The organism is Nonomuraea sp. H19, assembly GCF_052068215.1.
Classification (GTDB): Bacteria; Actinomycetota; Actinomycetes; order Streptosporangiales; family Streptosporangiaceae; genus Nonomuraea.
Genome location: NZ_JBQHCV010000020.1, coordinates 25595 through 50148 on the forward strand (window position 1 = coordinate 25595; position 24554 = coordinate 50148).

Consider the following 24554-nt stretch of genomic DNA (forward strand, 5'->3'; position numbering starts at 1 on the left):
AGGGACGTGGGTCATCGCCACCGAGGCGCAGGGGGACGCTGGCAAGACGACGTCGGGTTCGGCCTCCCCCGTCGGCTGCCTCAGGTGGGGGGCATCTGGAGGAGGAGCAAGGCGTACGCGGCCAGTGTGGAGTTGTCGGTGACCACCCCGTCGCGGATCATGCCTTCGAACTCCGCCCGCGAGAACCACCGGCGGCGCAGGTCCTGCTCCTCGACCTCCGGCGCCGCCTCCCCGTGCGACAGCTCCAAGGCCACGAACACATTGAAGCCCTGCGACGACATGCCCGTAGCGCAGTTGAGCCGTCCCAGGTGGCGCATGACCCCGGCCGTGATGCCGGTCTCCTCCAGCAACTCCCGCCGGGCCACCGACTCGGGGTGGCCCGCGGCCAGGTCGGGCAGCGCTCCCTGCACGAACTCCCACGACCGCGAGCGCACCGGATACCGGTACTGCTCCACCAGGTGGAAGCCGCCGTTCTCAACCGCGATGACCAGTGCGAAGTCGGGTTTGTCGACGTAGGTGTAGACGCCCTCGGAGCCGTCCAGGCGGGCGATCCTGTCCTCGCGCAGCCGCATGTACGGCGACTCGTAGGCGACTCTCGTGGAGATCTGGCGGATGGAGTGCTCGATGTCCGGCCTCATGCTCACCTTTCCTCTTGATCAGCCGAATCAGTATAGCTGTATATACGGCTAGTGTTATGGTCGAGGCGTGAACGCGACAGGCAGGCGGCCCGAGGACTTCGCCCCCCGCTACTTCGTCATCGAGCAGGCGCTGCGCGAGCGCGTGGTCGCCGCGCGGCCGGGCGACGCGCTGCCCTCGGAGAGCGAGTTGAGCGAGGAGTTCGCCGTCAGCAGGATGACCGCCCGCGCAGCCGTGCAGCGCCTGGCCGCCGATGGCCTGGTGGTCCGGCACCCGGGCAGGGGCACCTTCGTGGCCCCGCCGCCGGGCAGCCGCCGCGCCGAGAGCCTGGTGCGCTTCAGCGAGGAGATCCGCCGGCGCGGGCAGCGACCGTCCTCCCGGCTGTTGTCGGCCACCACTCGCGCCGCCACCCCGCAGGAGGCCGACCGGCTGCGGCTGGGCAGGCGCGGCCGGGTGATCGCAGTGGAGCGCATCCGACAGGCCGATGACCTGCCGATCGCCCTTGAACGGGCGTTGTTCCCCGGCAGCCTCCGAGGGCTGCTGGAGGCTGATCTCGAGCAAGGCTCCCTGCATGCCGCCTTGATCGCGCTCGGGCGCACCCCGGCGCGCGGCCACGCCCGCATCGGCGCAGCCGTCGCGGGCGAGCGCGAGGCCGGCGTGCTCGCCGTGGACCCCGGCGCGCCACTGCTGGTCGAGCACCGCCTGATCCTCGACCAGAACGACGAGCCGCTGGAGCTCACCGACTCCCTGTACGTCGCCGCCCGATACGGCCTCGACGTGGCCTTCACCGTCGACTCCGCGGCGATGGACACCCTCCGCCCGTGAACGTCACCCCCACATGTCCCCCCGCCCGTGTGACGTGGCGCCGGCCGCCACGCGGCTCCGGGACCGGCGTGTCGACCGGCACGGTGGTCGGCTTCCCGCACGGCTCCTCGTCCGGTCGAGGAGCAGGTCGACGTCTCAGCCGCGATCGGCGAGGTGGCGGAGCCTTTCCGGCCAGATTCCGTGGCGGCCCGGGGACAGGATGCCGTTCGGGTCGACCGCGTCCTTGACGGTCTCGCAGAACCGCCGGTAGGCGTGGTCGTTGAAGGAGTATTGTGCCGACGCCAGGTCCATGAAGTCCAGGTGGGCGCGGTATTCACCGTATCCGCGCTTGCCCGCCTCGGCCACGAGCACCTTCACCGCGTCGTAGGCCCTGCGGCACTGCTCCGCGTCACGGTAGTCGTAGTTGAGGCCGGTGACGTAGAGCGCCGTCCGCTCGTTGATGATCAGCAGGCCGCCGGCGACGTTGACGCCGACCTTCTCCTTGACGATGCGGTCGAAGAGGTCGACGACCTCGCGCACGTCGGTCCCGAGGAGCGGGATGGCGGGGGAGAAGCCGATGTGGGCGACGCCCTCGGGGATCGCCTTGATCAGCTCGATGCCGGGTAGACCCGCCTGGCACTTGTCGGGGATGGTGCTGATCTCGTGGTACTCGTCCGGGCCGTACGTCCGCTCGAAGAGCACCTTGCCTCCCGGTATCGCGGACCAGGCCTTGCGGATCTTGTCCAGTTGGTACTCGACGATCGGCGTATCGCCCCAAAGAGCGCCACGCAACGCCCACCGGCCCATGCCGGTCGCGTCGGCCATTTCGTCGAGGGTCTCCTCGCTGAATGCCCCCTCGGCGCCGGCGAACCGGCCCATCACCCCGGGAAACTGGGCCGCCACGGTCACGGTGTTGTACATGCTCGGTACGCCGCGCAGTGTGCCGTCGAGGCGCAGCTTGCGGATGATGTCGACGGCCTGCTCGAGGTGCTGGTCGCGCGGCACCGTGAGCCAGAACGGCGCGTAGGCCTGCGGCCGTGGCATCAGCCAGTAGCCCATCCTCGTGACGATGCCGTAGTTGCTCTGTACGAACAGGCCGTCGAGGACCGGGCCGAGGCCGCGCTTGTAGGTGTGCCACGATTTGTTGCCGGGGATGGCGCCCATGCCGGTGCGCAGCAGTTCGCCGTTGGCCAGCACGACTTCCATCCCGCACGGCGCCATGAAGTCCGCGCCGTACGGCTGATAGGTGACACCGCAGTCGAGGGAGTTGCCGACCACGCTGCCCCAGCCGAGGTCGGGAACGGTCACCATCAGGTCCTCGTTGCCCGACTCCTTCAGGGCGTCGTACAGGTCGAACCACCGCACTCCCGGCTCGACCACCGCGTACGCCAGGTCGCGGTTGATCTCGATGACGCGGTTCATCCGGGTCAGGCTGACCACGACGGTCGCCTTGACGCGTGGCGAGGAGCCGCCGTATCCGTAGTTGCGGCCCTGCGAGGACGTCCAGATCGGCACCTGGAACTCGTTGGCGATCCGGACGACCGCCTGCACCTCCTCGGTGCTGCGAGGCAGCAGGACCGCGGCCGGGTCGTAGGTGTCGTCGTCGCGGTGCCAGTACTTGTCGCGGTACTGCTCGTGGAAGCGGCCCTCACCGAGGACGACACCGTCCTCACCGAGCACGTCGATGAAGCGCTGCAGCGCCTTCTCACTGAGGTAGGTCGCGCTCTCGATGGCGGGTGAGCCGGTCATCGCGCTGCTTCCGCAACGCTGCCGACCGGAGCGGGCCCGGCGGCGATCGTCGGCGGCCAGGTCGGCGCGGCCTCCTCGAGCACCGAGCGCATCGAGCGCGGGGCCCGCCCGCTCAAGATCTGGACGGCGTCGCTGAAGGACGACATGTGCCCAAGGCGGATCGCGCGGCTGAAGGACACCATGTCGTCGCTGTTCCACGGGATCGGGGAGGAGGACATGTCCTCCTGGTACTCCCGGGGCACACCCATGGCGTCGAACATCGCGTACTGCTCGTCGTCGCTGATCGGGGCGTAGGCGATGCCGGCGCCGCTGATCTCGGCGATCATGGCGCAGACCTGCCGGTAGGTCAGCTTCTCCGGGCCGGTGACCTCGTAGGCCCGATCATCCTCGCCCCTGCCGAGCAGCGCACCGACGGCGGCCGCCGCGCAGTCCTCCCGGGCGACGAACCCGACCGTGCCCTCACCCCAGGCCCCGATCATCGTCCCGGTGGCGACGGCGCCCGGGGCGACGAAGTAGGCGACCGCCTGCGCGTACTGGGAGTCGCGCAGTGCGTTCCACCGCAGCCCCGAGTCGCGGAGCAACGCCTCCGTCGCGCGGTGCTCGGTGCAGACGACGGCGTCGTTCTCCTGGATGCCGGCGCCGACGATCGAGGTGTAGGCGAGGTATTGGACGCCGGCGCGCCGGGCCGCCTCTATCGCGTTGCGGTGGAATCCGATGCGCGACCCGACCTGGGCGGTGGACACGAGCAGCATCCGCTCCGCGCCCGCGAAGGCGCCCTCCAGGCTGTCCGGCTCGGCGAAGTCGGCGTACCGCACGTGGGCGCCACGGTCGGCGAAGGACTTGAGCTTGTCGGGTGCCCGCGTCGTCAGGATGACCTGGCCGGCGGGGACCGACTCAAGCAGCAGTTCTGCTGCCGTCTGTGCCAGCCCCCCGCTGGCACCGGTGATGAGGTACACGCGCGCTCCTTCTGTGCTGGCTCGGCCGGCATGAGATGACTTTGTATGACGAGATGACAAGAGCTTGCCCATGATTACGCCCCTGCGCAACCCTCTGGCCGTCGCTTTCTTTGGCATCTGGACGGGGAGATTCGCACACGCTAGCGTGTGATTGTATGACCAGATGATGATAATACCGTCTGAAGGCTCTGATCCCCCTGCAGCGAGGGATCCCAGATCCCTAGGTAAGGAGGGGCAGTGGCGACCCACCCGATCACGGCACAGCCGGACCACTTCCTGGCGGCCGACGCCCTGAGTAAACGCTTCGGCCCGACGGTCGCTCTCCGGGACGCCGGGCTTCGCCTGCTCCCGGGCGAGGTGCACGCCCTCGTGGGGGAGAACGGCTCCGGGAAGAGCACGCTGGTCAAGATCCTTAGCGGAGTGCACCGGCCCGATGCCGGTTCCATGGAGGCCGGCGGTCGGCCATTCGCCCCGCGTACGCCGGGGCAGGCGCTGCGAGCGGGCATCGACACGGTGTTCCAGGAGGTGCTCGGCGTCGAGAACAGGACCGTGCTGGACAACCTGTGGCTCGGCGCGGACGCCCTGCTGCGCCCGGTGTCGCGCGACGCGGGCCGGCGCGAGAAGGCGGCGGAGGTCCTCGCCGCGCTACTCGTCACGCCGCCGCCCCTCGACGCACCCTTCGGTGCGCTGCGGCTGAGTGACCGCCAGGCCTGCTGCATCGCCAGGTCGCTGCTGCGCGACCCCAAGGTGCTGATCCTCGACGAGGCGACGTCGGCGCTCGACCACGACACCCGCACCCGGCTGTTCGGCCTGGTGAAGGAGCGAGCGGCGCAGGGCATGAGCATCGTCCTCATCACGCACCGGATGGACGAGATCCGCGAGATCGGCGACCGCGTCACCGTGCTGCGGTCAGGCGAGACGGTGGCCACCTTGGGCGCGGACTGGGACCACGACGAGATGATCCAGCTGATGACGGGTGGCGCGCACCGCGTCCAGGACACGGTCCGCGCGGCCGCCGCCGACACCGTCGAGCGCCCGGTCGTACAGCGCGTGCGGGGCTCCCGCCTGCATCCGCGTGGCGCCCCGTGCCATGCGGTGTTCCGCCAGGGCGAGATCGTCGGGCTGGCCGGCCTGGAGGGCCACGGCCAGGACGAGTTCCTCCGGCTCCTCCTCGGGCACGGCGACACCGAAGGGGTCGTACGGATCGAAGGGGACCGGGAGCACCGCGTGACCGACCCCCGCAAAGCGCGGGACCTCGGCATCGCGTACGTCGCGCGGGACCGGCGCGGGGAGTCGATCCTGCCGTGGATGTCCATCCTGGACAACTTCGCGATCGCCACCGCCGAGCAGGACGTCCGGAAGGGGCTGCTGTCCGGAGGCTCCGCCCGGAACCGGTTCGGTCACTACGTCGAGCGGCTCAACATCAAGTACGGCCGCGCCTCAGACGCGATCACCACACTGAGCGGCGGCAATCAGCAGAAGGTCGTCATCGCCCGCTGGCTGGCCGCCGGCCCCAAGGTCCTGCTGCTCAACGACCCGACAAGGGGCATCGACGTGGGCGCGAAACGCGATCTCTACCGGCTGCTGCGCGAGCTGTCGCAGCTCGGGCTGACCGTCGTCATGCTTTCCTCGGAGGTCGACGAGCACGTCGAGCTGATGGACCGCGTCCTGGTGTTCCGGGAAGGCTCGCTCGCCGCGGAGCTCCGTCGTGCGGAACTGAGCAGGGAACGACTCGTCGCCGCCTTCTTCGGTGGAGCGGCGGTGACCGCGTGAGCACCACCGATCATGCGGTCGCGACGGCCACGTCGCCCCGGCGCGGCCTCAGGTCCCTGTTCACCCGGCACACCTACCTGTTCGCGGTCGTCCTGGCGGTCGTGCTGCTGGTCGCCAACCTCGCGAAGCAGCCCGGCTTCGGCGTCGGCTCCCAGCTCGCCGCCCTGGCCCCGCTCGGCATCGCCGCGATGGCGAGCGTGCCCTCGATCATGAGCGGTCGTGGGGGCATCGACCTGTCGATCAGCCCGCTGATGACGTTGAGCGGCCTGCTCTACGCGACCCAACTCCAGCCCAACGGCCTTGGCGGCTACGTCGCGCTGCCGGTCCTCATGGTCGGGGGCGCGCTGGTCGGCACTCTCACCGGTCTCCTCATCGTCGTCGGCCGGCTCCAGCCGATCGTCGTCACCCTCTCGATGTTCTTCGTTCTCACCGGACTCGACCTCAAGCTGGCGCCCAGCCCGATCACCGTCTCCGGCACCTGGATGGCGGGTTTCGCGGAGTCGATGGGACCGGTTCCGGGCGGGCTGGTCGCACTGGCCATCCCGGCGGTCGTCTGGCTGCTGGTCACCCGGCTGACCACGTACGGCAGCCTCCTGCGCTCGGTCGGCGGCAACGACGTCACGGCGTTCACCAGCGGCGTGCCCGTCGGCGCCGTCCGCGTCCTCGCCTACGCCATGGGGGGCGCGATGGCCGCCGTGGGAGGCCTGGTGCTCATCGGCCTGGTTTCCACGGCCGAGTCCGGCACGAGCGCCGCGTACACCCTGATCGCGATCGCCGCGGTCGCGCTCGGCGGCATCCCGCTGCAGGGCGGGGGCGGCGGGATCGCCAACGCGCTCGCGGGTGCCGCCGCGATCTATCTGCTGCAGAGCCTGCTCGGGGTGTTGCAGGTCTCGCAGACCTGGCTGCAGGTGATCTACGGGGCCTTGCTCATCGGCGCGGTGCTCTTCGGGGCGATCACGGCGGCAGAACAAAAGGAAAAGCCATGATGACCACCCAGCAGGGCTCGCTCGCCGGCGCCGCCCCCAGCGTCGACGCCGCGACCTCTCCGGTCCGCTCGACCCCCTCGGCCGGACAGCGGCTGCTCTCCCTGCAGCGGCGTTTTCCGCTCGTCCAGCTCCTGCTCACCGCGGCCGTGTTCGCCTGGGGCGCGCTCTCGATGCCGGGCTTCCTGGAGCCGGCGAGCATCCGGTCGGTCCTCGTCCTCTGCGCGCTGGCCGGCCTGGCGTCGATCGGGCAGACGCTGGTCGTGCTGATCCGAGGCATCGACCTGTCCCTCGCCGGGTTCATCGTCGTGGGTGCGGTCGCCGTGACCCGGTTCAGCGACGTTCCCGGCGTGCCGGTCGTTGTCGTGCCGGCCGTCGCCGTCGCCTGCGGCGCCGCGATGGGCGGCCTCGTCGGGTACGTGTGCCACCGCTTCGTCATCCACCCGATCATCGTCACCCTCGCGGCGGGCTCGATCGCCGTCGGAGTGACCGCTGTCCTGAGCGGAGGTGGCTACGGCGCCGGCGCCCCTGCCGGGGTGGCCCGCTTGAGCTCCCCCATGTCGTCGACCTTCGGCATCCCGGTGCCGCCGGTCGTGGTCATCTGGGTGCTCGCGATCGCCGTGGTCTCCGTCTCGCTGCACCGGACCCTGCCCGGTCGCCGGCTCCTGGCCACGGGTACCGGCCCGATCGCCGCAAGGCTTGCGCACATCAGCACGCGGAAGATCTGGGTCACCGTGTACGCCGTCTCCGCGGCGCTCGCGGTCCTGGCCGGCGTCCTTCTCGCGGGCTTCGCCGGAAACGTCGACAACCGGCTGGGCAACCCCTACCTCTTCCAGAGCATCGCCGCGGTGGTTCTCGGGGGGACCGCGTTCGGCGGGCCCGGCAGCTACACGCGCACCACTGTCGGGGTGCTGCTGCTCACCGTCGTCTCCACCGTGCTCGTCGGGCTGGGCTTCGGAGAGGCGGACCAGCAGATCCTGAACGGCGTTGTCATCCTCGCCGCGATGGCCGTCTACGGCCGGGAGCGACGGCTCCGCGACCAAGTCTGATCTTCATCTGCGTCACCACCAACCCCCCGAAAGGTACTTCCATGAAGGTGTCTGTCCATCGGAGCGCCCGCACGCGCGTCGCGGCGTCATCCATCGGGATCGCTCTCACAGCGCTGCTCGCCGGTTGCGGCGGATCGAGCGGCACCGTCAGCGGCGGCACGACGGAGGTCAAGGGCAATGCGTCCGGTGGCTGCGGCCAGGTGCCGACCATCGCACCCAACGATCCTGACGGCGCCGTCAAGGCGCTGCCCGCGGAGCTCCAGAAGGCCTACAACGCCTATGGCGAGGAGGTGCTCGCGAGCGCGTGGCGGGACAAGAAGCCGCTGAGCCGCCCCGCCAAGGTGGGCCTGTCGTACCTGCCGGCCTCCAACGCGTTCGCGGCGGCGGTCGTCAAGCAGATGGACGCGAGCTTCGCCGCGGCGAAGGCCAAGGGCCTGGTCCAGGGGGACCTGGTCAAGAGGATCATGACCGACCCGGCGACGATGACCCCGGCCGAGCAGATTCGCGGCTTCAACGAGCTGGCCGGCTCCGGCGTCGACGTCATCTACGTCACGCCGCTCTCGGGCGACGCGATGATCGCCGCGGTCGACGCGGCCGGTAAGAAGGGCGTCGTGACGGTCGCGCTGTCTTCGACCATCCGCTCCAAGTACGCCGTCAACGTGACCGAGAACGCCTATCTGAACGTCGCCGAGCCGACGGCCTTGGTCGCCAAGCAGCTCGGTGGCAAGGGCGACGTCGTGGTCGTCCGCGGTTTCCAGGGCCTGTCAACGGAGACGATCGGCTACAAGGCGGTCAAGGACGTCCTCGCCGCCTGCCCCCACATGAAGGTGCTCGGCGAGGTCAACGGCGCCTTCGTGCCGCCCGTGGCCAAGGCCGAGCTGCTGAAGTTCCTGTCCAGCCACCCGCAGCAGATCAGCATGGTCGCGCAGCTCGGCGTGATGGGCTCCGGTGTCTACGCCGCCTTCGAGTCGACCGGGCGGGACACGCCCAAGGTGGTCGACGCCGGGGCGTCCGCCTCCTCGCTGGCCTACTGGAAGAAGCTGGAGGCGGGCGGATACCAGAGCGCCGGCACGGGAGGCAACGGCACGCAGCAGGCGAAGGCCTGGTTCACCGCCGGGATGATGGTGCTCCAGGGAGCAGGCCCCAAGGTCGGCACGATCACCCGCGAGCCGTCGTTGATCACCAAGGACAACCTGGCCGACTACCTGCCGGACGGCGCGACCCCGAGCGATCTCGGCGAGGTCAAGGACGGCGAGCCGTGGATGCCGGAGGCGTACCTCGCCAAGTTCTTCGAAAGCTCCGCGGCGTGAGCGTGTCATCGAGCGGCGGCCGCCGGGAGCCCACCGGCGGTCGCCTCGCCGGCAGGGTCGCACTCGTCACCGGCGCCGCCTCGGGCATCGGCCTGGCCACGGTCCGCCGTTTCGCCGACGAGGGCGCCCGGGTCGTCGCGGTGGACCTCGACGCCGGACGAACGGCCAGAGCGGTGGCCGGATGCGACGGCGTGCTCCCCGTCGGTGCCGACATACGGGACAGCCGTCAGGTGGACTCCGCGTACGAGCGCGCCCTCGCCGAGTTCGAACGGCTCGACGTCGCGGTGAACGCCGCGGGCATCTCCGGCGCGCAGGCCGACATCTGTGACCTCACGGATGAAAACTTCACGGACGTCATCGCGGTGAACCTGGCCGGCACGTTCTACTCGGTACGAGCCGCCGTGCGCGTCATGCGTGGCAACAGTCCGCCGGGCGGTTCCATCGTCAACATCTCCAGCGTGGGAGCGCTGGCCAACTTCCCCCTGCCGGCGATGTACCCGGCGTCCAAGGCCGGCGTGCTGGGGATGACCCGCGCGGTGGCCGCGCTGGTGGCGGCCGACGGGATTCGCGTCAACGCGGTGGCGCCTGGGGCGACGGACACGCCCATGCTGCCGCAGGATGTCCAGGTTCGCCGAGCCGTCGTCGAGCTGGGGGTGCTACGCCGGGCCGCCTCCGCGGACGAGATCGCGCACACGATCTTGTTCCTGGCGAGTGACGAATCGGCGTTCTACACGGGACAGACCCTGTCCCCGAACGGCGGCTACGTGATGTGAGGCGAGCTAGCTGTGCGAGGGGATGCCGGTGGCCTCGATCGCCTGGAACGCCGCTTCGTAGGACCGGGCCAGGTGCGTCGCGCAGGCCTCGGCGGCCCGGTCCGCGTCTCGGTCCGCCAGCGCCTCGTAGATCTCCCGCAGCTCGGCCGCCGCGGCCTGGGGCCGGCCAGGCAGACACAGCGCGGCGCACATCAGCAGGATGATCTGCGCCCGCAGCTTGACCAGCACGTTCAAGGTGCTCATCGCGCCGGCGGCCCGCAGGATCACGCCGTAGAAGTGGTCGCGCGCGCGCATCAGCGCCGCGGGGTCCGCGGGCCGTCCGGCGGTCGCCTCGAACTCGGCCAGCGCGTGGTGGAGGGCCCGAACCTGGGAATCGGAGGCCTGTGCCACGAACCGGTAGACCATGACCTCTTCGAGCGCGCGCCGCACCTCGTCGACTTCGGCGGCCTCGTCGCGCGAGGGCGCCCGGACGACCGGGTCGTCGTCCGGAGACGTCAGCCACCCCTCTTCGGAGAGATCCCGTAGCGCCTCGCGCACCGTCCGCCCGGAGACCCCGGTGCGGGCCGCGACCGCGTTTCTGTCGAGCCGCTGCCCCGGCCTCAGCCGGTAGGTGTAGATGTCCTCGCGCACCGCCTGAAGGACACGCTGCCGAAGGTCGGCCAGCATGGCGGCCGACTCAAGGCGGGCTTCGTGCCTCTTCGCCCACGAGGGTTCGTGCTCCACGGCACGAGGCTACGGGTGTTTCGTCATACAATCAATGACTTGTTACGGCGAAATTTCGGCTGACCACGACCACGCCGTCGCGGCAGGGCACGGTCACTTCGCCGCGCCGCTCAACGGCACTCCGCCGGGCGCGGCCAGGCCTTCGAGACCGGCCCGTTTGGCCTGCTCGATGTGGTGGTTGCAGGCCCGCACGGCGGCCTCGGCGTTACGCGCCTCGATCGCGCCGATCATGGTGGCCAGTTCTTGGACGCTACGCGTTATGCGTCCCGGCTGCGCCAGCGACGTGGCGCGCAGCAGACTCAGCCGCGCCTGCACGCTGGCGAGCGTGGTGTGCACCGAGCGGTTTCCGCAGCCGCGCAGCAGCACGTCGTAGAAGCGGTCCTTCGCCTTGAGCACCCGCATCGTGCCGCCGCCCTTGGTTGCCGCCTCGGCCAGCTCTTCGTGTGCCTTGCGCAGCTCGGCCACCTGCTCGTCGGAGGCCAGTTCGGTGAACCGGCGCACGGCCAGCGCCTCCAGCGCGGCGCGCAACTCGTAGAGCTCGACCGCCTCCTGAGGCGACGGTGCCACCACGACGGCGCCCTTCTGCGGGATCGTCTTGACCAGCCCCTCGGCCGCCAGCTCGCGCAACGCCTCGCGGATCGTGGTGCGCGAGACACCGATCTCCTCGATCAGCTCACGCTCGATCAGCCGCTGGCCGGGGGCGAAGTGGAAGGTGAGAATGGCCTGGCGCAGCACGTCGAGCACCTGCTGGCGCAGCGGTGCGGCGATGCGGCCCACCTGCGCGGACAGGTCGCCCATGCCGGCCTCGGTCTCGCTACGCGCTCCTGGCGGTCCTATCGTGGTCACCACTTAAGAATACGGGAAGTTCGTCGTACAAACCGGAGATGCTCGGCTCTTCGCGGAAAAGTTCCGACCTCTTAACACCCTGTTAGTACGTTCTGGGCCCAGACGTCCGGAATCGGCGTCGGCGTCGAGCCCGGCGATGTTGAGGACCTCTGCTGCGTTCTGCTTCCACCGGCACGGCGGCGCTCGTGCTCGGCTTCGATCTTCCAGTTCCTCGATCGCCGCCGCGCGCTCGTCTTCGGGGACCGGACCAGGTTCTTCCTGTAGCCAGTTCACCGGTTCTCTCAACCGGTCCCGGTCGAGCTTGCATCGCAACGTCTCGGCGACACACGCCGACAGGCCCCGCTCCGACGCCTCCGCGCGGATCTCGTCAAGAGATTTCGGGGATAGCCACCGTCACGGCTCGCTGTAATCGAGCGCTACTTTTGTGTGATTGAGCACTTGGGTGCGGCTTGCCCGGTGTGGGCCGCGACCACACGAGCCGGCCCCTTTGCCGGCGCCGGAGAGGAGCACGCATGCCGACTCTCAGCGGTTTGGTGAGCCAGCCCGATTTGGGCCTGCGGTTCGTGGATCGTGAGGACGTGGTTCAGTATGGCGGGAGGCCGGTGGCGGCGGTCGCCGAGGGGATGATGTGGACGGCCGCGGAAGCCGGAACGCCGCTTCACGCGCTGAACGATGTGCTGCTCGTCCTGCCTGCCGGGCCGCGCATCGATTGGCCGGCCGTAGGAAACGCCGCCGGAGTGATCCTTGCGGGAGCCGTCGGAGATGACGCCCTGTCGGAATCGCTGCTGGCCGCCAGAGAACACGGCGTCCCGCTGCTCACCGTGTCGGATGACGCGCTACACGTCTGTGCCCGAATCCACCCTGTTATCCGCCAGGAGCAGCGGCGCGAGCTCCATGAGCACACCGATCAACTGAAGGCGATGCAGCGCATTGCGCTGCAGCCGGATGGCCTGAGCCGTCTTCTGCAATGGCTGGCTCGGCAGATTTCCGGGCATGCGATGCTGGTCGACCCCTCCGGTTCTCCGCTGTACGCCTTCCCCGGCCCCCCGGGGGAGATGTTCTCCCGGGCGGAGAAGGACATCCGCCGCGTCGTCACCAGGCAGACCCGGTCCGCCGCCATCAGCCTGGGCACGCAGGTCGCCCACATCATGTCCATCGGCAGTCAGGAGCCGAACCCGGTTCTCATCGTCGCCAGGGACGAACCGTTCCCCTCTGGGATGCGGAGCCTGGTCTCCGACACCGCGGGCCTGCTGTGGCTTCGGTGGCGGATGGAAGAGCTCGGCCGACACTCTCGCCAGGTCGAGTTGGCGGAGTCGCACAGCCGCGAGGCGGTCCTGCATCTGCTCATGCTCGGCCACGTCCAGGCGGCAAGACGCGTCGCCGGGGCTTTGGGGGCGCGGCTTCCCGATCTCACCCGCGTTTACATCGTGGAGTGCCCGGCGAACCGCAGAGGTAATTACGCCAGGAGGTGCGCCGAGGTCACCGAGGGCCGCGCGTGGATCGTGTCCTGTCCCGTCTATGCCCGCCACCTCATCATCCTGGCCCCGGCCGACTCAGAAGAGGCGGACAACCCGTTGGACCAGGCGTTGCGTGCCCTGGTGGCGAGCAACCCGGGGTCCTACGTCGGAGCCGGGCGATTCGTGAACCTGCGCGACGTGGCGGCAGGGTACCAACAGGCGTTTCATGCCCTCGCGGTCGCCAGGGGAATCGACGCACGGTGTGCGACATTCAGTTCGCGCGAGGACATAGCATCGCTGATGGGTGCGGGAGGCCGCCGATGGGCGGCTAGATCGCTGCGCCGCCTGCTGGATTATCGGCCCGAACGCCGCCAGGATCCCGACGCCGAGGAGTTGAAGGGGACCCTCACGTCCTGGCTCACCTTCTCCAGCGCAGCGACGCGTCAGTTGAAGATCCACCGCAACACGCTGTCCGCCCGGCTGCGCCACATCGAGCGACTCCTGGGCTGCGATTTGAGCGATCTCGCAACTCAGGCGGAAACCCAGCTCGCGCTGCGCCTCCTTGCTCAGCCACCGTCACGGCCCGACAGCGACGAACCCGGCGAAGTGACGCTGGACGCGCTCCTCGGCGCTCCTGCAGTATTCCACTGGGCGGAGTCGTATCTCACCCCGCTCCGCGAGGGTGACCCGCGTCTTCTCGAGACCTTACAGACCTGGCTGAGGAGCAATGCCCGGCTGGACACGACCGCGTCGATGCTGGGACTAACCGTGCCAGCCGCGCGCAAGCGCCTGATCCGCGTTGAAGGCATTCTTTCCCGGTCTTTGCTGAATGCGCCTTCCGCGCGGCACGACATTGTGCTGGCCTTCCGCATATTGGATCCAGCCATCCTGTCGCAGCAGGACACCGCCTAACCCGCGGCAGCTCCCCTGACGGAAGGTATTCACACCGGGCTGACTCAGCAGTATGAAACCGGCTGACCGCATCACTGTGCAGATAGAAACCGGAAGAACCGCCCTCAATCGCCATAACATCGATTCGCCATAACAAACGATTGAGTGTTCCGAATTCAGTGGTGGCAGATGATCCAGGGAATAAAGGAATGGACGACGTCCTGCGAATGGCACCTGGACGGCTTCAGGCCGATCGTCGCACGTCGAATGGCGGAAAACGCTCTGTCGCTCTGGGGAGTGCAAGCGGAAATCATCGACGACGCAAAGTTGATCACCTCCGAAGTAGCCACCAACGCCGCCAAGCACGTACATCCCGAGCTGCGAAGAGCGGGCTTCATAACCTTTCGCATCAACCTGTCCGGGGACACGCTGCGTTTCGATATCTCTGATCCTGACTCTCGCCCACCCCTGTTGATCCGAGCCGCATATGACGATGAGCAATATCGCGGGCTGACCATTGTGGACGCCCTTGCAAAGGATTGGGGCTTCGAGGTGGCCTCATCTGGCATCGGCAAGGTCATCTGGTGGACGCAGATCATCTCGCACCCATGATACCAATCATTAGCTTCTAAGGAGCTCCATGTCTCACCATCTCGACTCACCACTTGCCCGCCAGGACAAGCGCCTTGACATCAGCGATGTCTATCTTTTCCGAGGGACATCGGGAACCGTCTTCGTCATCAATGTGAACCCACTCTCCGGGTCTGACGGCTTCCATCCAGAAGCGCTCTACGAGTTCAAGATTGATGCGGATGGCGACGCGGTCGAGGACATCACCTACCGGGCCACTTTCGGCGCCCGCGAAGCCGATGGCAGGCAGTCGATCGAGATTCGCAGGCTCGACGGACCGGACGCGCGGAACCGCGACGCCACCGGGGTGACCGTGGCCACGGGACGGACCGAAGAGGAGATCCTCGGTGAGGCTGGAGTACGCGTCTGGGCAGGGCTGGCCGGGGACCCCTTCTTCATCGAAGGCTCGGTCGTCGGCGCCGTCGTGAAGGCCGTCACCACGGGCAGCCCGCTCAACCTGGACGGCTGGGACCGCGACAACCCGCAGAACGTCTTCAGCGGCACCAACGTCAGCGCCATCGTGCTCGAGGTCCCGGACGCCGCGTTCGAGACGACCTCCATCGGCTTCTGGGGGACGAGCGTCCTGCCGACCGACGCGGGCGGTTGGCGCCAGATCAATCGATGCGCCCAGCCACTGGTCAACACCATCTTCAATCCGGACGACACCGAACGCTCCAGCGAATACAACACCACCCAGCCGCGCGAGGATCGCGTCATCTACGGGGCGCTCGTAGAAAAGCTGGTCGCGGACGTGGTCGGAGTCATGGGCACCCACCAGAACCCCGCTGGCTATGGTCGCCACGTTCGCGACCTGCTCTTTCCCGACATTCTGCGATACGAGATCGGAACCACGGCGGAGTTCACTCCCAACAGGCGTAACGGCCGCAGCCTGACCGACTGCACGCCGGAAGTCATGTTCGGGTTGGTGCTCAACACACCGATCGCGATGGGCCTCGACCCCAACTCCGCCACGGGGACGCTCCGCACAGGTTTCCCTTACCTCTCCCCGCCCTTGCTGGTGGCATCGACACCATGACTTTCATCGACCGGTGATCAGGGTGCCCTCCGCACGGGGGCACCCCTGATCATCTGCGCTCCCACCGATACGCAGCGCGTCCGCTGGAACCGCCTCACGCTGTCGGCCTAGCGGTTTGCCTGCGCCGTTATGAGACTCCCTCGGCTAGTGATCTTTGGTCATGGGGTTTCTGTAGGTTTGTGGCAAGTTTCACCACGCCCGAGGAAGTCGAGCTTGGACGGCGTAATCGTCGACGTGCCGGGTGATGGTCTTGAACGACGCCCGGAGTCCGGGTGGCGCTTGGGGCTGATCGGCCGCGGTGACCGACCATGGCGGTGGTCAGACCGGCACGAACGTGGCCGGGAGGGCCACGCCGTCGGGCTCCTACGCCTCTCCGTGGGAGAGCCTGGCGGCGATCGGCGACGGCATCGACCCGCCCAGCTCGAACGCCTCGGCTCGGTCACCGCGTCCGCGGAGTTGGCCAGTTGGCTCTGCAGATCCAGATAGGCACCGCTTGCGGCCGTTGATCTTCTTGTTCGCGTCGTGGCCGCGGGTGTCGCGGGCCACAATGTCGGCGCCCTTGACGCTTTGCGAGTCGATGATGCCCGCCGATGGTTCGTCGGTGGCTGTCGGCGGGCCTTGATGTGTAACGCACTCATATGCGTCAAACCGGATCAAGCCCACAGGTCTGCCATAAACTATGCGGAAATTGATTAGGTGGAATGGGAAGGCGCTGCGGCGAGCAGATGCTGGATCAGTGACCGGAGTACCGACATCGCGGAACGGGTATTCCGTGCGTCGCACAACATGATCGGCGTGCGCGAGTCGAGCTCGAGTGCGGCTCGCACCTCTGCCGGTTCATAGGGGAACGCGTCATCGAATTCGTTGACCGCGACGAGGAATGGGATGCCCCGATTCTCGAAGAAGTCAACGGCGGCGAAACATTCCTGCAGCCGACGGGTATCGGCCAGCACAATGGCACCGAGTGCTCCCGCGGACAGCTCGTCCCACATGAACCAGAAGCGCTCCTGCCCAGGCGTTCCGAACAGGTAGAGCACAATATTATGCTGGTGGATGGTGATACGGCCGAAGTCAAATGCAACTGTGGTTGTGGACTTGTCCTCTGTCCTGCTTAGGTTGTCGATACCCATGCTGGCCGCAGTAATGAGTTCTTCCGTATTGAGCGGCTCGATCTCGCTCGCCGCGCCGACGAAGGTCGTCTTTCCGACGCCGAATCCACCAGCGATCAGAATCTTCACCTGGGTGGGGAAAACCTCAGATTCGTTGTAAACCATCGAGCAGCTTCTCCAAGAGAACTCGGTCGGTGACGTGGCTGGACGAAGAAGACGAGGCCCAGGTAGCTATGGCTCCGCAGTCCACTAGATCCGCGAGGAGGACCTTGGTGACCATCACAGGAAGTCGTATGTACGCCGCCACCTCGGTGACCGAGACCGGAGTGTGGCACAGTTCGAGAACCTTGAGATGTTCCGGATCCACGTCCGGGCCGGCCCGTCCCGTGGTGACCACTAATGAGAGCAGATCCAGTTCCACGGTCGGGCGGGTGCGGCCCGCGTTCACTGTGTATGGGCGTATCAGGGGGCCGGCTTCGTCATCAAGCCATACTTCGTCGTCACCGGCTATGTTCATCGGTTCCTGTCACCAGAACCAGTCGCCGGCGGGCGGATCGCTGTGTCCAGGAAGGGACGGACGGCTTTGATCAGCCGAGCCATCTCAAGACCAACGACGGCCGGGTCGGCGTCTCCCCCCGCCAGCACCGCGATAACCGAGTTGTGGCCGGCCCACGAGATGAACAGCCGGCTGGACTTGAGTTCGGTAACGACCTGGCGGACTTCGTTGCCGCCATCGAATTTGGCACAGGCGCTCCGTGCCATGGAAAAAAGTCCGGAGGCGAGTGCCGCGAGATATTCTGAGCTGTCGCGGTCCAGGCCGTGGGTGGCTTTCATCAGTCCGTCCGAGGACAGCAGCACACTGCCACGAATGGCAGGGACCTCCTGGGACAGACCCTTCAATAGCCAGGCAAGATCCGGAGTCTTGTTTGAAGAGACGGTGCTCAAAGGGACGCTCCTTCTAGGCTTGTAATGTTCTACAGACCGGTGTTACCGGTCCCGTCTTACCGGTCTTCGTCCTGGCCACTGCGCATCCCCTTCATGAATGACGCCATCAGCCCGTGATCGAGGCCCGGGTCCGTATCGTCATCCAGGGGTGCGGGAGCGTTGAGAAGCTCGGCTGCCATGTTCGCCTGAGGGCGACGTTTCGGCAGTTCCGGGCGTCGGCCGGCACCTCTTGGAGGACCGAGGTCGTTCCGTTCCTCCGCTTGCCGGGCCGGCGTGCCAGCGCTCTGCTTCCTCCAAGCCTCGGACGGGCCGTCAGGGCGGGCACCGGCATCATGGCGGCTACGCACTGGGGTGTTCTTTCTGGAACCGGAGGAAGGCATCGGCGAGAAAAGCGAGCCTGGCGTACTGGCCGACAGGGCGGGCGTGGGTCCGGCGGGCTCGGGTGACGTTGCCTGTCGTGCGCCGGTCTCCTGCGTCTCTGAACCGATCAACTCATTCGGGATCACGACGATGGCCTGGGTGCCGCCGTAGAGGTTGGTCTGCAGCCTGACAACGACTTTGTGCCGATGTGAGAGGGCGGATACCACGAGCAGTCCGATACGGCCGTCCTGCACCAGTTCGTCGACGTCGATTCGTTCCGGAGCGGTGAGAAGGTCGTTCAGCCGACGCTGGGTCTCTCGGGGAATGCCGAGGCCGCGGTCCTCGATCTCGATGGCCAAGCCGGCAGTTACGGCTTCTGCGCGGAGGAGTACCTGCGTGTGCGGCGGCGAGAACTTGGTGGCGTTCTCGACAAGCTCGGCGAGCAGATGGATGACGTCCGCGGCCGCGCTGCCGTCCAGGGCCCCCTCGACCGGTGGCATCACTTTGACCCGGCTGTAGTGCTCGACCTCGGCGATGGCCGAGCGCAGAACTTCGTACGTGGTCACCGGCCTGCTCCACTGGCGCCGCGAGACGGCCCCACCGATCACAGCGAGGCTTTCGGCCTGTCGGCGCAGGCGAGTAGTGAGGTGATCGACCCTGAACAGGCCCTTGAGCAGTTCCGGATCCTCGACCTGGTTCTCCAGCTCGTCGAGTCCTCGCATCGCCCGATGAGACAGTGACTGCATCCGCAGGGCAAGGTTGACGAAGACCTCGACTCGCTGCGCGGGACGGCCACTGGGTTTCCGGCTCGCTGCGTTGATCACAGCGTTCCAGGCCTCGTTCTGAGCTTTCTGGAATTCTTGCGCAAGGTGCGCGATGGGGTCTCCGGTCGCCACCGGCCGGAAGTCGACGCCGCGTCGTGCGGGAACGTCGCCGGCCGCGATCCGCTCTGCCAGGCCGTGCAGTTCTTGCCGGCTGCGCGACACCGAAAACCCCAGGTCGCCGAGTCGCGGCTCCAAGTCATTGAGGCGGGAGGCCGAACGACCCGATATCTGTCGCTCCCGCTGAGTCGCCTTGTCCGCCGCGACGACCGCGACGCACATGATGGCCACCGCTCCCCCCGCAATGACGGCCAGTGTCGGCCAAGCCTGCCGCGACGAGGGTTCCGCCACAATCAGCACCGTCACCGCGATCAGCCCCAGGCACGCCATAAGGCCTGCTGGAAGGATGGAGATGCCCAGATGGAACGCATGAACGTTGGTTGGACGACGTTTACCGCGGCCGCGTGGCCTGCCACGGCTTCCGGCGTCTTGGCGTTCGGGGGCGGTGGGAGGCAGGAGAGGCGCAGACATCGGGCGTCCTTGGTGCAAGGGTGATCGGTCAATAGGGGTCACCATACTGAGTCAATCAGAACAATATCGGCCATCCGGTATTTGAGGCGATACGGCGTGTGATCAGCAGGGGGGCAGCACCTGCGGTTGATGCGGGAGTCAGTGGCTGGCCTGCAGCCCGCGGCAAGCCCCAGGCAAGAACGGCGTCGGCACCAGTACTGCGTTCGAGTTGGCGGATGAGGCTGCGGGTTCTGCGTTGAGGGCCGATGTGCAGGCCGTAGAAGTCCGGGCCGAGATCGTCGAGGCGCCGGTCCGCTGCGCAACCTGCAGCAGGCAACAACCGAGGTCGTGGAGGTTGACCGGCCCCACCGGTCCGTTCGCCGCCGCCGCGGTTCCGTGATCGCCTTGCTATCCTCCGAGCGGATGGCCGCAATCCACGACAGGAACGGTCAGGTAAGCAGACAGGAGCCTGTGATGAGCCTTCCCGCCTTCCGCCTTGTGACTCCCATGGACGAGGAAGCGCCCCGCCGCGCTGCCCGGCTCCAGGAACTGGGCATCCGGGAGGAGCCTGATCCTGAGTTCGACGAGTTCGCCCGGGGCCTGGCCCACGAGCTAGAGGCACCATTCGCCATGGTCAACATCATCGGCCCAGAACGGCAGTATTTCGCCGGGTTGTATCCTTCGTCGCGCGACCGGGGCGTCGACCCCGAGACGGATCCGTTCCGGACAATGGCCTGCGACCACGGTTACTGCATGTACGTGGTGACGAGGAAACATGCGATGGCGTTGGACGAAGTGATGGACTATCACCTCTTCGCCAACAATCCGGTGGTGGACGAGATCGGGATTCGCGCCTACCTGGGCGCCCCGTTGATCGACCGGACGGAGATCCTGGGCACCATCTGCGTCGTGGACACCAAGCCCCACGATTGGGGCGCAGAGGGGGTCGCGTTCATCAAGGCCCGGGCCGCAGAGCTTGTGGAGAGGATTCATCAGCGGGCTCGATGATGAAGGTGCCGCGGTAGCCGGGCAGCACCTAAGCCAGAGGTCGCCCCCGCGCGTCGAAGCAGCGGAGGTGCCATCGAGCTCCACGAGCACCGCTGGTCGACCGGACTCGACCGCGCGAACGGCCTCGAAGCACCCTGCTCCGCGTCAATCCGCATACCAGGAAGTCCCTTGGAACCATCCGAGTTGGGCCTGCTCCTCATCATGTCGCGATACTCGACGGCGAGCACGGCGGTGTTGACCCGAGGCCGGAAAGAGAGACTGTTGTTGCGCCTGCCGGCCATCGTCACCCGCCCAGGTCATGGCGCCACACTGCGGCTCCTGCCGATAGGTGATTCGGGGCAAAAGCGTCGATATTCTCGCGCTGCGTCGCCAGATCACCGTTTCGTGCGGAATAGGTCGGTCGGCTCGGCCGAAGCCGACGGAGCCGCTGCGGCTATCCGACGGGCACCGTAGACCGGGTGCGCCGCTGCTCGTTCTGCTTACGCCACCCGTACCGGGTCACCCCCCGCGGTTTGAACACCGAGAGGACCACGACGATGAGCAACACCACCAGTCCTCCGACGGAGTGGGGCAGCGTGCCGGGCAGCTCTCGGGGATCGGCATTGGACGTAGCGGCTTGAGCCAGGTAGCTCACGGTTTGCGTCTCTATCAGCAAGATGGTGGTGGCGAAGACGGTGAGCAGCAGTTTTACCAGCACCCAGTAGTGCCGGAACAGGCCCCATGAAGTGCCCAGCGCGTTGACAATCCCGATGATCAACGACGCCAGGGCCAGCGGGACGATGACGTACACGACTATCACCCCCATCCCGGCGTACGCACCACGCACCGTGTGAACGTCCTGGCTGCTGCCGGCGGTGATGTCGAGCGCAAGGTAGGCGAGGACCGCGCCGACCCAGCCGGCCGAGGTGGCGACGTGTGCGGTGAGCACGATCTTGCGGATGAGCGGAGGCATGAGCATCAGCTGCTGACCTCCGATGCCGCGTGGCCCAAGTCGCCACCAGCGGAGGAATGGATTTCCATGACGTCGGCCGGCGGTGTGCCGCCGGCACCCATGTGCCGGCCGGGGCCGTGATCGCCTCCGAGGCCGGTGAGCTTCACGATCACGGCCAGCAGGATCAGGATGCCGACGACGATGGCGGACACCTTCACCCAGCGTGGCGCCCTGGGCGGAAGAGGTGATCCACGGTCGGCCCCAGGGGAGTGGGGTGCGTCAGCCATGAGATTCCTCCGGTATGCGTGGTCGGCGGGGTGCTCGGAACATTAACGTTTTGCGAGACGCAATGTCTATATGAAAGCACAGTGTCGCACCATAGGCGTCATGTACACTCAGCTGGTGCCGAAGCTGTGGAGCGAGACCATCGAGGCGCACCGTCACACCGTGCGCGAGGCGATCCTGGAGACGACCTGGGCGCTGGTGAGCGAGCACGGGTTGATGTCGGTGACGATGACGCAGATCGCCGAGAAGGTCGGCATCGGGCGCGCGACGCTGTACAAGTACTTCCCGGACGTCGAAGCGATCCTGGCCGCCCACCACGAGCGTCACGTCACCAGCCACCTTGAACAGCTCACCGAACTTCGGGACCAGCCTGGCGACGCCGGCGAGCGGCTTGAGGCGGTGCTCGAGCACTACGCCCTCATCTGCCACTACCGTGGACGACACGGAACCGAAGAACTCGCCGCGCTCCTGCACCGAGGTGACCACGTCGCCCATGCGCAGCAGCAGCTCATCGACCTGTTCCGAGACTTGCTGACGGAGGTCGCCGCAGCCGGCGGCCTGCGCGACGACGTCGCCCCCCAAGAACTCGCGAGCTACTGCCTTCACGCCCTGTCCGCAGCCGGCAGTCTGCCATCCGAAGCCGCTGCCCGCCGCCTCGTCGCAGTCACTCTGACCGGGCTGCGCCGCCCGCACTGAAACGTGACGATGTCGCTGATGTCAGGAGCTCTCCGCCCCTGTGCGCAGCCGTCCTCCTACTATCTTTTTTCGTAGCAGAGCTGGAGGCGAAAGCCGGCACTTGTCCCGTCGCCAGCCGCACCAGGGCCGCCGGCTGCCCGGTTATGCCAGGGAGTCCAGGCTGTCGCCCGCCACGATGGCGCGCTTGATCCTGATCAGGTCCTTGGGCGAGTTCACCCCGACCGCACCGATGAGCACCTCGTCCCTGGCGAAGGCGACGGCGAACCGGCCCTCCTCCGGCGACCCGGCGACGATGCGGCTGGTGTCGGCGAGGTGCGGCAGGCCGGCCGTCTGGATGCGGGCGCCGTGCACGTGGGTGGCGAAGGCGGGGAGGTCGGCGAAGGGCTTGGCGTTCTCGGGGCCGGCCAGCAGATTGAGCGCTGCGACGGTGCCCTGGTCGTTGGCGTTCGACCAGTGCTCGACGCGGACCAGCGCGCCGCCGTACAGGCCGTGCGGCCAGCGGGCGACGTCACCGGCGGCCACCACGTCCGCCGCGCCGAGGGCGAACAGGCGCTCGTCGCAGACCACGCCGTCGCTCAACGTCAGCCCGCTGCCCTCCAGCCAGTCGGTGTTCGGCACCACGCCCGTACCGGCGATGACCAGGCTCGCGGGCAGCGTCCGGCCGTTGCTCAGCCGCACTCCCGTCACCCTCCCGGTTCCGTCGAATCCGGTCACGCGGGTCTCGCTGACGAGCTCCACGCCGTTGTCCCGGTGGTGGCCGGCGAGCCAGCGCGCCGCCTCGGCGCCCACGACGCTCTCCATCGGGTACGGGGCCGCGTCGACGAGGGTGACCGGGAGCCCGAGGGAGCGGGCGGTCGAGGCGACCTCGCCACCGATGAAGCCGCCACCGATGACCACCACGCTGCCGGGTCCGGCGGCCAGTTCGGCGCGCAGGGCCAGTGAATCTTCGATCGTGCGCAGGGTGTGCACGCCTTCGGGGCGTTCGGGCAGGCGCCGAGGGCGGGCGCCGGTGGCGATGACGAGCCCGTCGTAGCGGATCTCCGAGCCGTCGTCCAGGGTGATCAGCCGGTCTGCGGTGTCGAGCCGGACCGCGTGGCGGCCCTTCAGCCATTGGTCACCGAGCTCTTCCGCGCCGGGAAGCGTGACCTCGTCGTCTCCCTTCAGCATGCTCTTCGACAGCGGCGGGCGGTTGTACGGGAGATGCCGTTCCGCGCCGATCAGCGTGATCGTGCCGCCGAAGCCTTCCCGCCGCAGCGCCTGGACGGCACGGAGACCGGCCAGCGACGCTCCGACGACTGCGATTGAGTTCAGCTCTCTCATGCGATGCACCATACCCCGAGGGGGTATTTGCGCCGACGTGAAATAGATCTCACATACCCCTACGGGGTGGGCGCTGCTCGTGTGGGATTTTCGGCGTATGGTGCAGGCGACCAATACCCATCCGGGGTATTTATTTCGAGGGGGTCGAGATGACCAGCGCTACGTACACCGTGAGCGGGATGACCTGCGGCCACTGCGTGGGCACCGTGAAGTCCGAAGTCGGCAAGATTGCCGGCGTGACGGCCGTCGACGTGGATCTGGCCACCGGCAAGGTGACCGTGACGGGGGACGAGGCCATTGACGAGACGCTCGTCCGCGGGGCGGTCGAGGAGGCGAGCTACGAGCTGACCGCCGTCTGACCCGGGCGCCTGGCGAGAAATGTGGCTTCTTGGTGAACGGCCGAGCGCCGGGTGTCGTACCTCTGCATGGCGGCATCCGGCCGGCTTGCGCCGGTGCTACGAGGCTCCTTAGTACACTGATGGGTCTCGTGACATGCCGATCACCGAGGGAGGGCCGATGGGAGTCGTGCCGCGACGACTTGCGTTGCGGTTCGCGCGTGGCCTCCTGCTCATCGTCCTCGCCCTGGGTGTCTACGGCATGCACACCCTCGGACATCTGGACGGCGGGCACGCCGGCTACCCGTCCGATGCACACGGCATGGTCGTCGCCGAAAAGACACTTCCCTCCCTTCCGGCGGGGATCCTGGCATTCGTTCCCGAGCACGGGATGCCGGGGTTGGATCCGACCAGCGTGTGCCTGGCCATATTGACCTCGCTCGTGATCGTGCTGCTCATGGCCGCCTCGATCAGAGCGGGGCGACGACTCGGTGAGGGCGGGGCGGTGCGGCCACCTGCCCGGCAGGTTGCCCGGCCTCCGCCCAAGCCCACGTCCCTGACCCTGGCGAGTCTCTCGATCTTGCGCATATAGGCCGATGACCCGTGCGGACGGGCTCC

At 67.6% G+C, this 24554-nt stretch carries 25 protein-coding genes and 1 pseudogene; 13 read left to right on the plus strand and 13 right to left on the minus strand.

The window, feature by feature from the left end:
- Window positions 1–80: 80 nt before the first annotated feature.
- Window positions 81–638, minus strand: a complete 558-nt coding sequence (locus ACTMTI_RS36435) for an NUDIX domain-containing protein (RefSeq protein WP_441125239.1) — start codon at window positions 636–638, stop codon at window positions 81–83.
- Window positions 639–705: 67 nt separating this feature from the next.
- Here ACTMTI_RS36435 and ACTMTI_RS36440 point away from each other — a divergent pair, with 67 nt between their 5' ends.
- Complete coding sequence (locus ACTMTI_RS36440) at window positions 706–1461, plus strand: GntR family transcriptional regulator (protein ID WP_441125240.1); 756 nt, start codon at window positions 706–708, stop codon at window positions 1459–1461.
- Between the two features lie 135 nt (window positions 1462–1596).
- Here ACTMTI_RS36440 and ACTMTI_RS36445 read toward each other — a convergent pair whose 3' ends face one another.
- Entirely contained in the window at window positions 1597–3189 is a 1593-nt protein-coding gene (locus ACTMTI_RS36445; RefSeq protein ID WP_441125241.1) for an FAD-binding oxidoreductase, read from the minus strand.
- Window positions 3186–4145 (minus strand): NAD(P)H-binding protein, encoded by a 960-nt coding sequence (locus tag ACTMTI_RS36450; protein ID WP_441125242.1) that lies wholly within the window; start codon window positions 4143–4145, stop codon window positions 3186–3188. The genes ACTMTI_RS36445 and ACTMTI_RS36450 overlap by 4 nt, the downstream gene beginning before the upstream one ends.
- Window positions 4146–4382: 237 nt before the next feature.
- On the opposite strand from ACTMTI_RS36450, the gene ACTMTI_RS36455 reads away from it, so the two are divergent.
- Genes ACTMTI_RS36455 through ACTMTI_RS36475 form a run of 5 tightly spaced genes read left to right on the plus strand, consistent with a single transcriptional unit; the run spans window position 4383 to window position 10033 of the window.
- Entirely contained in the window at window positions 4383–5918 is a 1536-nt protein-coding gene (locus ACTMTI_RS36455; protein ID WP_441125243.1) for a sugar ABC transporter ATP-binding protein, read from the plus strand.
- A complete protein-coding gene (locus ACTMTI_RS36460; RefSeq protein ID WP_441125244.1) occupies window positions 5915–6904 on the plus strand; it encodes an ABC transporter permease subunit in 990 nt (329 codons plus the stop codon). Before ACTMTI_RS36455 ends, ACTMTI_RS36460 begins: the two co-directional genes overlap by 4 nt.
- Window positions 6901–7950, plus strand: coding sequence for an ABC transporter permease (locus ACTMTI_RS36465; RefSeq protein WP_441125245.1), 1050 nt, complete (start codon window positions 6901–6903; stop codon window positions 7948–7950). Before ACTMTI_RS36460 ends, ACTMTI_RS36465 begins: the two co-directional genes overlap by 4 nt.
- 41 nt (window positions 7951–7991) lie before the next feature.
- Complete coding sequence (locus tag ACTMTI_RS36470) at window positions 7992–9260, plus strand: substrate-binding domain-containing protein (RefSeq protein WP_441125246.1); 1269 nt, start codon at window positions 7992–7994, stop codon at window positions 9258–9260.
- The gene (locus ACTMTI_RS36475; protein ID WP_441125247.1) at window positions 9257–10033 is read left to right on the plus strand and encodes an SDR family NAD(P)-dependent oxidoreductase; all 777 of its coding nucleotides are present in this window, start codon (window positions 9257–9259) and stop codon (window positions 10031–10033) included. Before ACTMTI_RS36470 ends, ACTMTI_RS36475 begins: the two co-directional genes overlap by 4 nt.
- 6 nt (window positions 10034–10039) lie before the next feature.
- On the opposite strand, the gene ACTMTI_RS36480 is transcribed toward ACTMTI_RS36475, so the two are convergent.
- Window positions 10040–10756, minus strand: coding sequence for a GntR family transcriptional regulator (locus tag ACTMTI_RS36480; protein ID WP_441125248.1), 717 nt, complete (start codon window positions 10754–10756; stop codon window positions 10040–10042).
- A 93-nt stretch (window positions 10757–10849) separates the two neighbouring features.
- A complete protein-coding gene (locus ACTMTI_RS36485) occupies window positions 10850–11602 on the minus strand; it encodes a GntR family transcriptional regulator (RefSeq protein WP_441125249.1) in 753 nt (250 codons plus the stop codon).
- Between the two features lie 512 nt (window positions 11603–12114).
- On the opposite strand from ACTMTI_RS36485, the gene ACTMTI_RS36490 reads away from it, so the two are divergent.
- From ACTMTI_RS36490 to ACTMTI_RS36500, 3 genes are all read left to right on the plus strand, one after another.
- Window positions 12115–13971, plus strand: a complete 1857-nt coding sequence (locus ACTMTI_RS36490) for a helix-turn-helix domain-containing protein (RefSeq protein ID WP_441125250.1) — start codon at window positions 12115–12117, stop codon at window positions 13969–13971.
- 144 nt (window positions 13972–14115) lie between these two features.
- Complete coding sequence (locus ACTMTI_RS36495; RefSeq protein ID WP_441125251.1) at window positions 14116–14562, plus strand: ATP-binding protein; 447 nt, start codon at window positions 14116–14118, stop codon at window positions 14560–14562.
- Window positions 14563–14590: 28 nt separating this feature from the next.
- The gene (locus ACTMTI_RS36500) at window positions 14591–15616 is read left to right on the plus strand and encodes a DUF4331 family protein (protein WP_441125252.1); all 1026 of its coding nucleotides are present in this window, start codon (window positions 14591–14593) and stop codon (window positions 15614–15616) included.
- A 489-nt stretch (window positions 15617–16105) separates the two neighbouring features.
- On the opposite strand, the pseudogene ACTMTI_RS36505 reads toward ACTMTI_RS36500, so the two are convergent.
- The 5 genes and pseudogenes from ACTMTI_RS36505 to ACTMTI_RS36525 all read right to left on the minus strand — a co-directional run.
- Window positions 16106–16210 (minus strand): annotated as a pseudogene (locus ACTMTI_RS36505) (IS5-like element ISFal3A family transposase); the annotation flags it as partial.
- Window positions 16211–16308: 98 nt separating this feature from the next.
- Window positions 16309–16890, minus strand: a complete 582-nt coding sequence (locus ACTMTI_RS36510) for a GTP-binding protein (RefSeq protein ID WP_441125253.1) — start codon at window positions 16888–16890, stop codon at window positions 16309–16311.
- On the minus strand, window positions 16871–17242 hold the full coding sequence (locus tag ACTMTI_RS36515; protein WP_441125254.1) for a DUF742 domain-containing protein: 372 nt from the start codon (window positions 17240–17242) through the stop codon (window positions 16871–16873). The genes ACTMTI_RS36510 and ACTMTI_RS36515 overlap by 20 nt, the downstream gene beginning before the upstream one ends.
- Complete coding sequence (locus ACTMTI_RS36520) at window positions 17239–17670, minus strand: roadblock/LC7 domain-containing protein (protein WP_441125255.1); 432 nt, start codon at window positions 17668–17670, stop codon at window positions 17239–17241. The genes ACTMTI_RS36515 and ACTMTI_RS36520 overlap by 4 nt, the downstream gene beginning before the upstream one ends.
- Window positions 17671–17726: 56 nt before the next feature.
- The gene (locus tag ACTMTI_RS36525) at window positions 17727–19382 is read right to left on the minus strand and encodes a sensor histidine kinase (RefSeq protein WP_441125256.1); all 1656 of its coding nucleotides are present in this window, start codon (window positions 19380–19382) and stop codon (window positions 17727–17729) included.
- 453 nt (window positions 19383–19835) lie between these two features.
- Between ACTMTI_RS36525 and ACTMTI_RS36530 the strand changes: the two genes are divergently transcribed.
- On the plus strand, window positions 19836–20369 hold the full coding sequence (locus tag ACTMTI_RS36530) for a GAF domain-containing protein (protein WP_441125257.1): 534 nt from the start codon (window positions 19836–19838) through the stop codon (window positions 20367–20369).
- 433 nt (window positions 20370–20802) lie between these two features.
- Here the strand turns inward: ACTMTI_RS36530 and ACTMTI_RS36535 are convergent, their stop codons facing one another.
- Window positions 20803–21327, minus strand: coding sequence for a hypothetical protein (locus ACTMTI_RS36535; protein WP_441125258.1), 525 nt, complete (start codon window positions 21325–21327; stop codon window positions 20803–20805).
- Window positions 21327–21512 (minus strand): hypothetical protein, encoded by a 186-nt coding sequence (locus ACTMTI_RS36540; protein ID WP_441125259.1) that lies wholly within the window; start codon window positions 21510–21512, stop codon window positions 21327–21329. Before ACTMTI_RS36540 ends, ACTMTI_RS36535 begins: the two co-directional genes overlap by 1 nt.
- A 190-nt stretch (window positions 21513–21702) precedes the next feature.
- On the opposite strand from ACTMTI_RS36540, the gene ACTMTI_RS36545 reads away from it, so the two are divergent.
- Window positions 21703–22281, plus strand: coding sequence for a TetR/AcrR family transcriptional regulator (locus tag ACTMTI_RS36545; protein ID WP_441125260.1), 579 nt, complete (start codon window positions 21703–21705; stop codon window positions 22279–22281).
- Window positions 22282–22422: 141 nt separating this feature from the next.
- Here ACTMTI_RS36545 and ACTMTI_RS36550 read toward each other — a convergent pair whose 3' ends face one another.
- Entirely contained in the window at window positions 22423–23601 is a 1179-nt protein-coding gene (locus ACTMTI_RS36550) for an NAD(P)/FAD-dependent oxidoreductase (RefSeq protein WP_441125261.1), read from the minus strand.
- 149 nt (window positions 23602–23750) lie between these two features.
- Here ACTMTI_RS36550 and ACTMTI_RS36555 point away from each other — a divergent pair, with 149 nt between their 5' ends.
- Both ACTMTI_RS36555 and ACTMTI_RS36560 read left to right on the plus strand, forming a co-directional pair.
- A complete protein-coding gene (locus ACTMTI_RS36555; protein WP_441125262.1) occupies window positions 23751–23960 on the plus strand; it encodes a heavy-metal-associated domain-containing protein in 210 nt (69 codons plus the stop codon).
- 166 nt (window positions 23961–24126) lie between these two features.
- Window positions 24127–24528, plus strand: a complete 402-nt coding sequence (locus tag ACTMTI_RS36560; protein ID WP_441125263.1) for a hypothetical protein — start codon at window positions 24127–24129, stop codon at window positions 24526–24528.
- The last annotated feature ends 26 nt before the right edge of the window (window positions 24529–24554 follow it).

Coding starts and splice junctions, on each gene's coding strand:
- ACTMTI_RS36530 (WP_441125257.1), top strand. CDS start 19,836: ATGAGCCTTCCCGCCTTCCGCCTTGTGACTCCCATGGACGAGGAAGCG.
- ACTMTI_RS36555 (WP_441125262.1), top strand. CDS start 23,751: ATGACCAGCGCTACGTACACCGTGAGCGGGATGACCTGCGGCCACTGC.
- ACTMTI_RS36465 (WP_441125245.1), top strand. CDS start 6,901: ATGATGACCACCCAGCAGGGCTCGCTCGCCGGCGCCGCCCCCAGCGTC.
- ACTMTI_RS36525 (WP_441125256.1), bottom strand. CDS start 19,382: ATGTCTGCGCCTCTCCTGCCTCCCACCGCCCCCGAACGCCAAGACGCC.
- ACTMTI_RS36435 (WP_441125239.1), bottom strand. CDS start 638: ATGAGGCCGGACATCGAGCACTCCATCCGCCAGATCTCCACGAGAGTC.
- ACTMTI_RS36500 (WP_441125252.1), top strand. CDS start 14,591: ATGTCTCACCATCTCGACTCACCACTTGCCCGCCAGGACAAGCGCCTT.
- ACTMTI_RS36515 (WP_441125254.1), bottom strand. CDS start 17,242: ATGAACATAGCCGGTGACGACGAAGTATGGCTTGATGACGAAGCCGGC.
- ACTMTI_RS36550 (WP_441125261.1), bottom strand. CDS start 23,601: ATGAGAGAGCTGAACTCAATCGCAGTCGTCGGAGCGTCGCTGGCCGGT.
- ACTMTI_RS36535 (WP_441125258.1), bottom strand. CDS start 21,327: ATGCTCATGCCTCCGCTCATCCGCAAGATCGTGCTCACCGCACACGTC.
- ACTMTI_RS36490 (WP_441125250.1), top strand. CDS start 12,115: ATGCCGACTCTCAGCGGTTTGGTGAGCCAGCCCGATTTGGGCCTGCGG.
- ACTMTI_RS36510 (WP_441125253.1), bottom strand. CDS start 16,890: ATGGTTTACAACGAATCTGAGGTTTTCCCCACCCAGGTGAAGATTCTG.
- ACTMTI_RS36445 (WP_441125241.1), bottom strand. CDS start 3,189: ATGACCGGCTCACCCGCCATCGAGAGCGCGACCTACCTCAGTGAGAAG.
- ACTMTI_RS36470 (WP_441125246.1), top strand. CDS start 7,992: ATGAAGGTGTCTGTCCATCGGAGCGCCCGCACGCGCGTCGCGGCGTCA.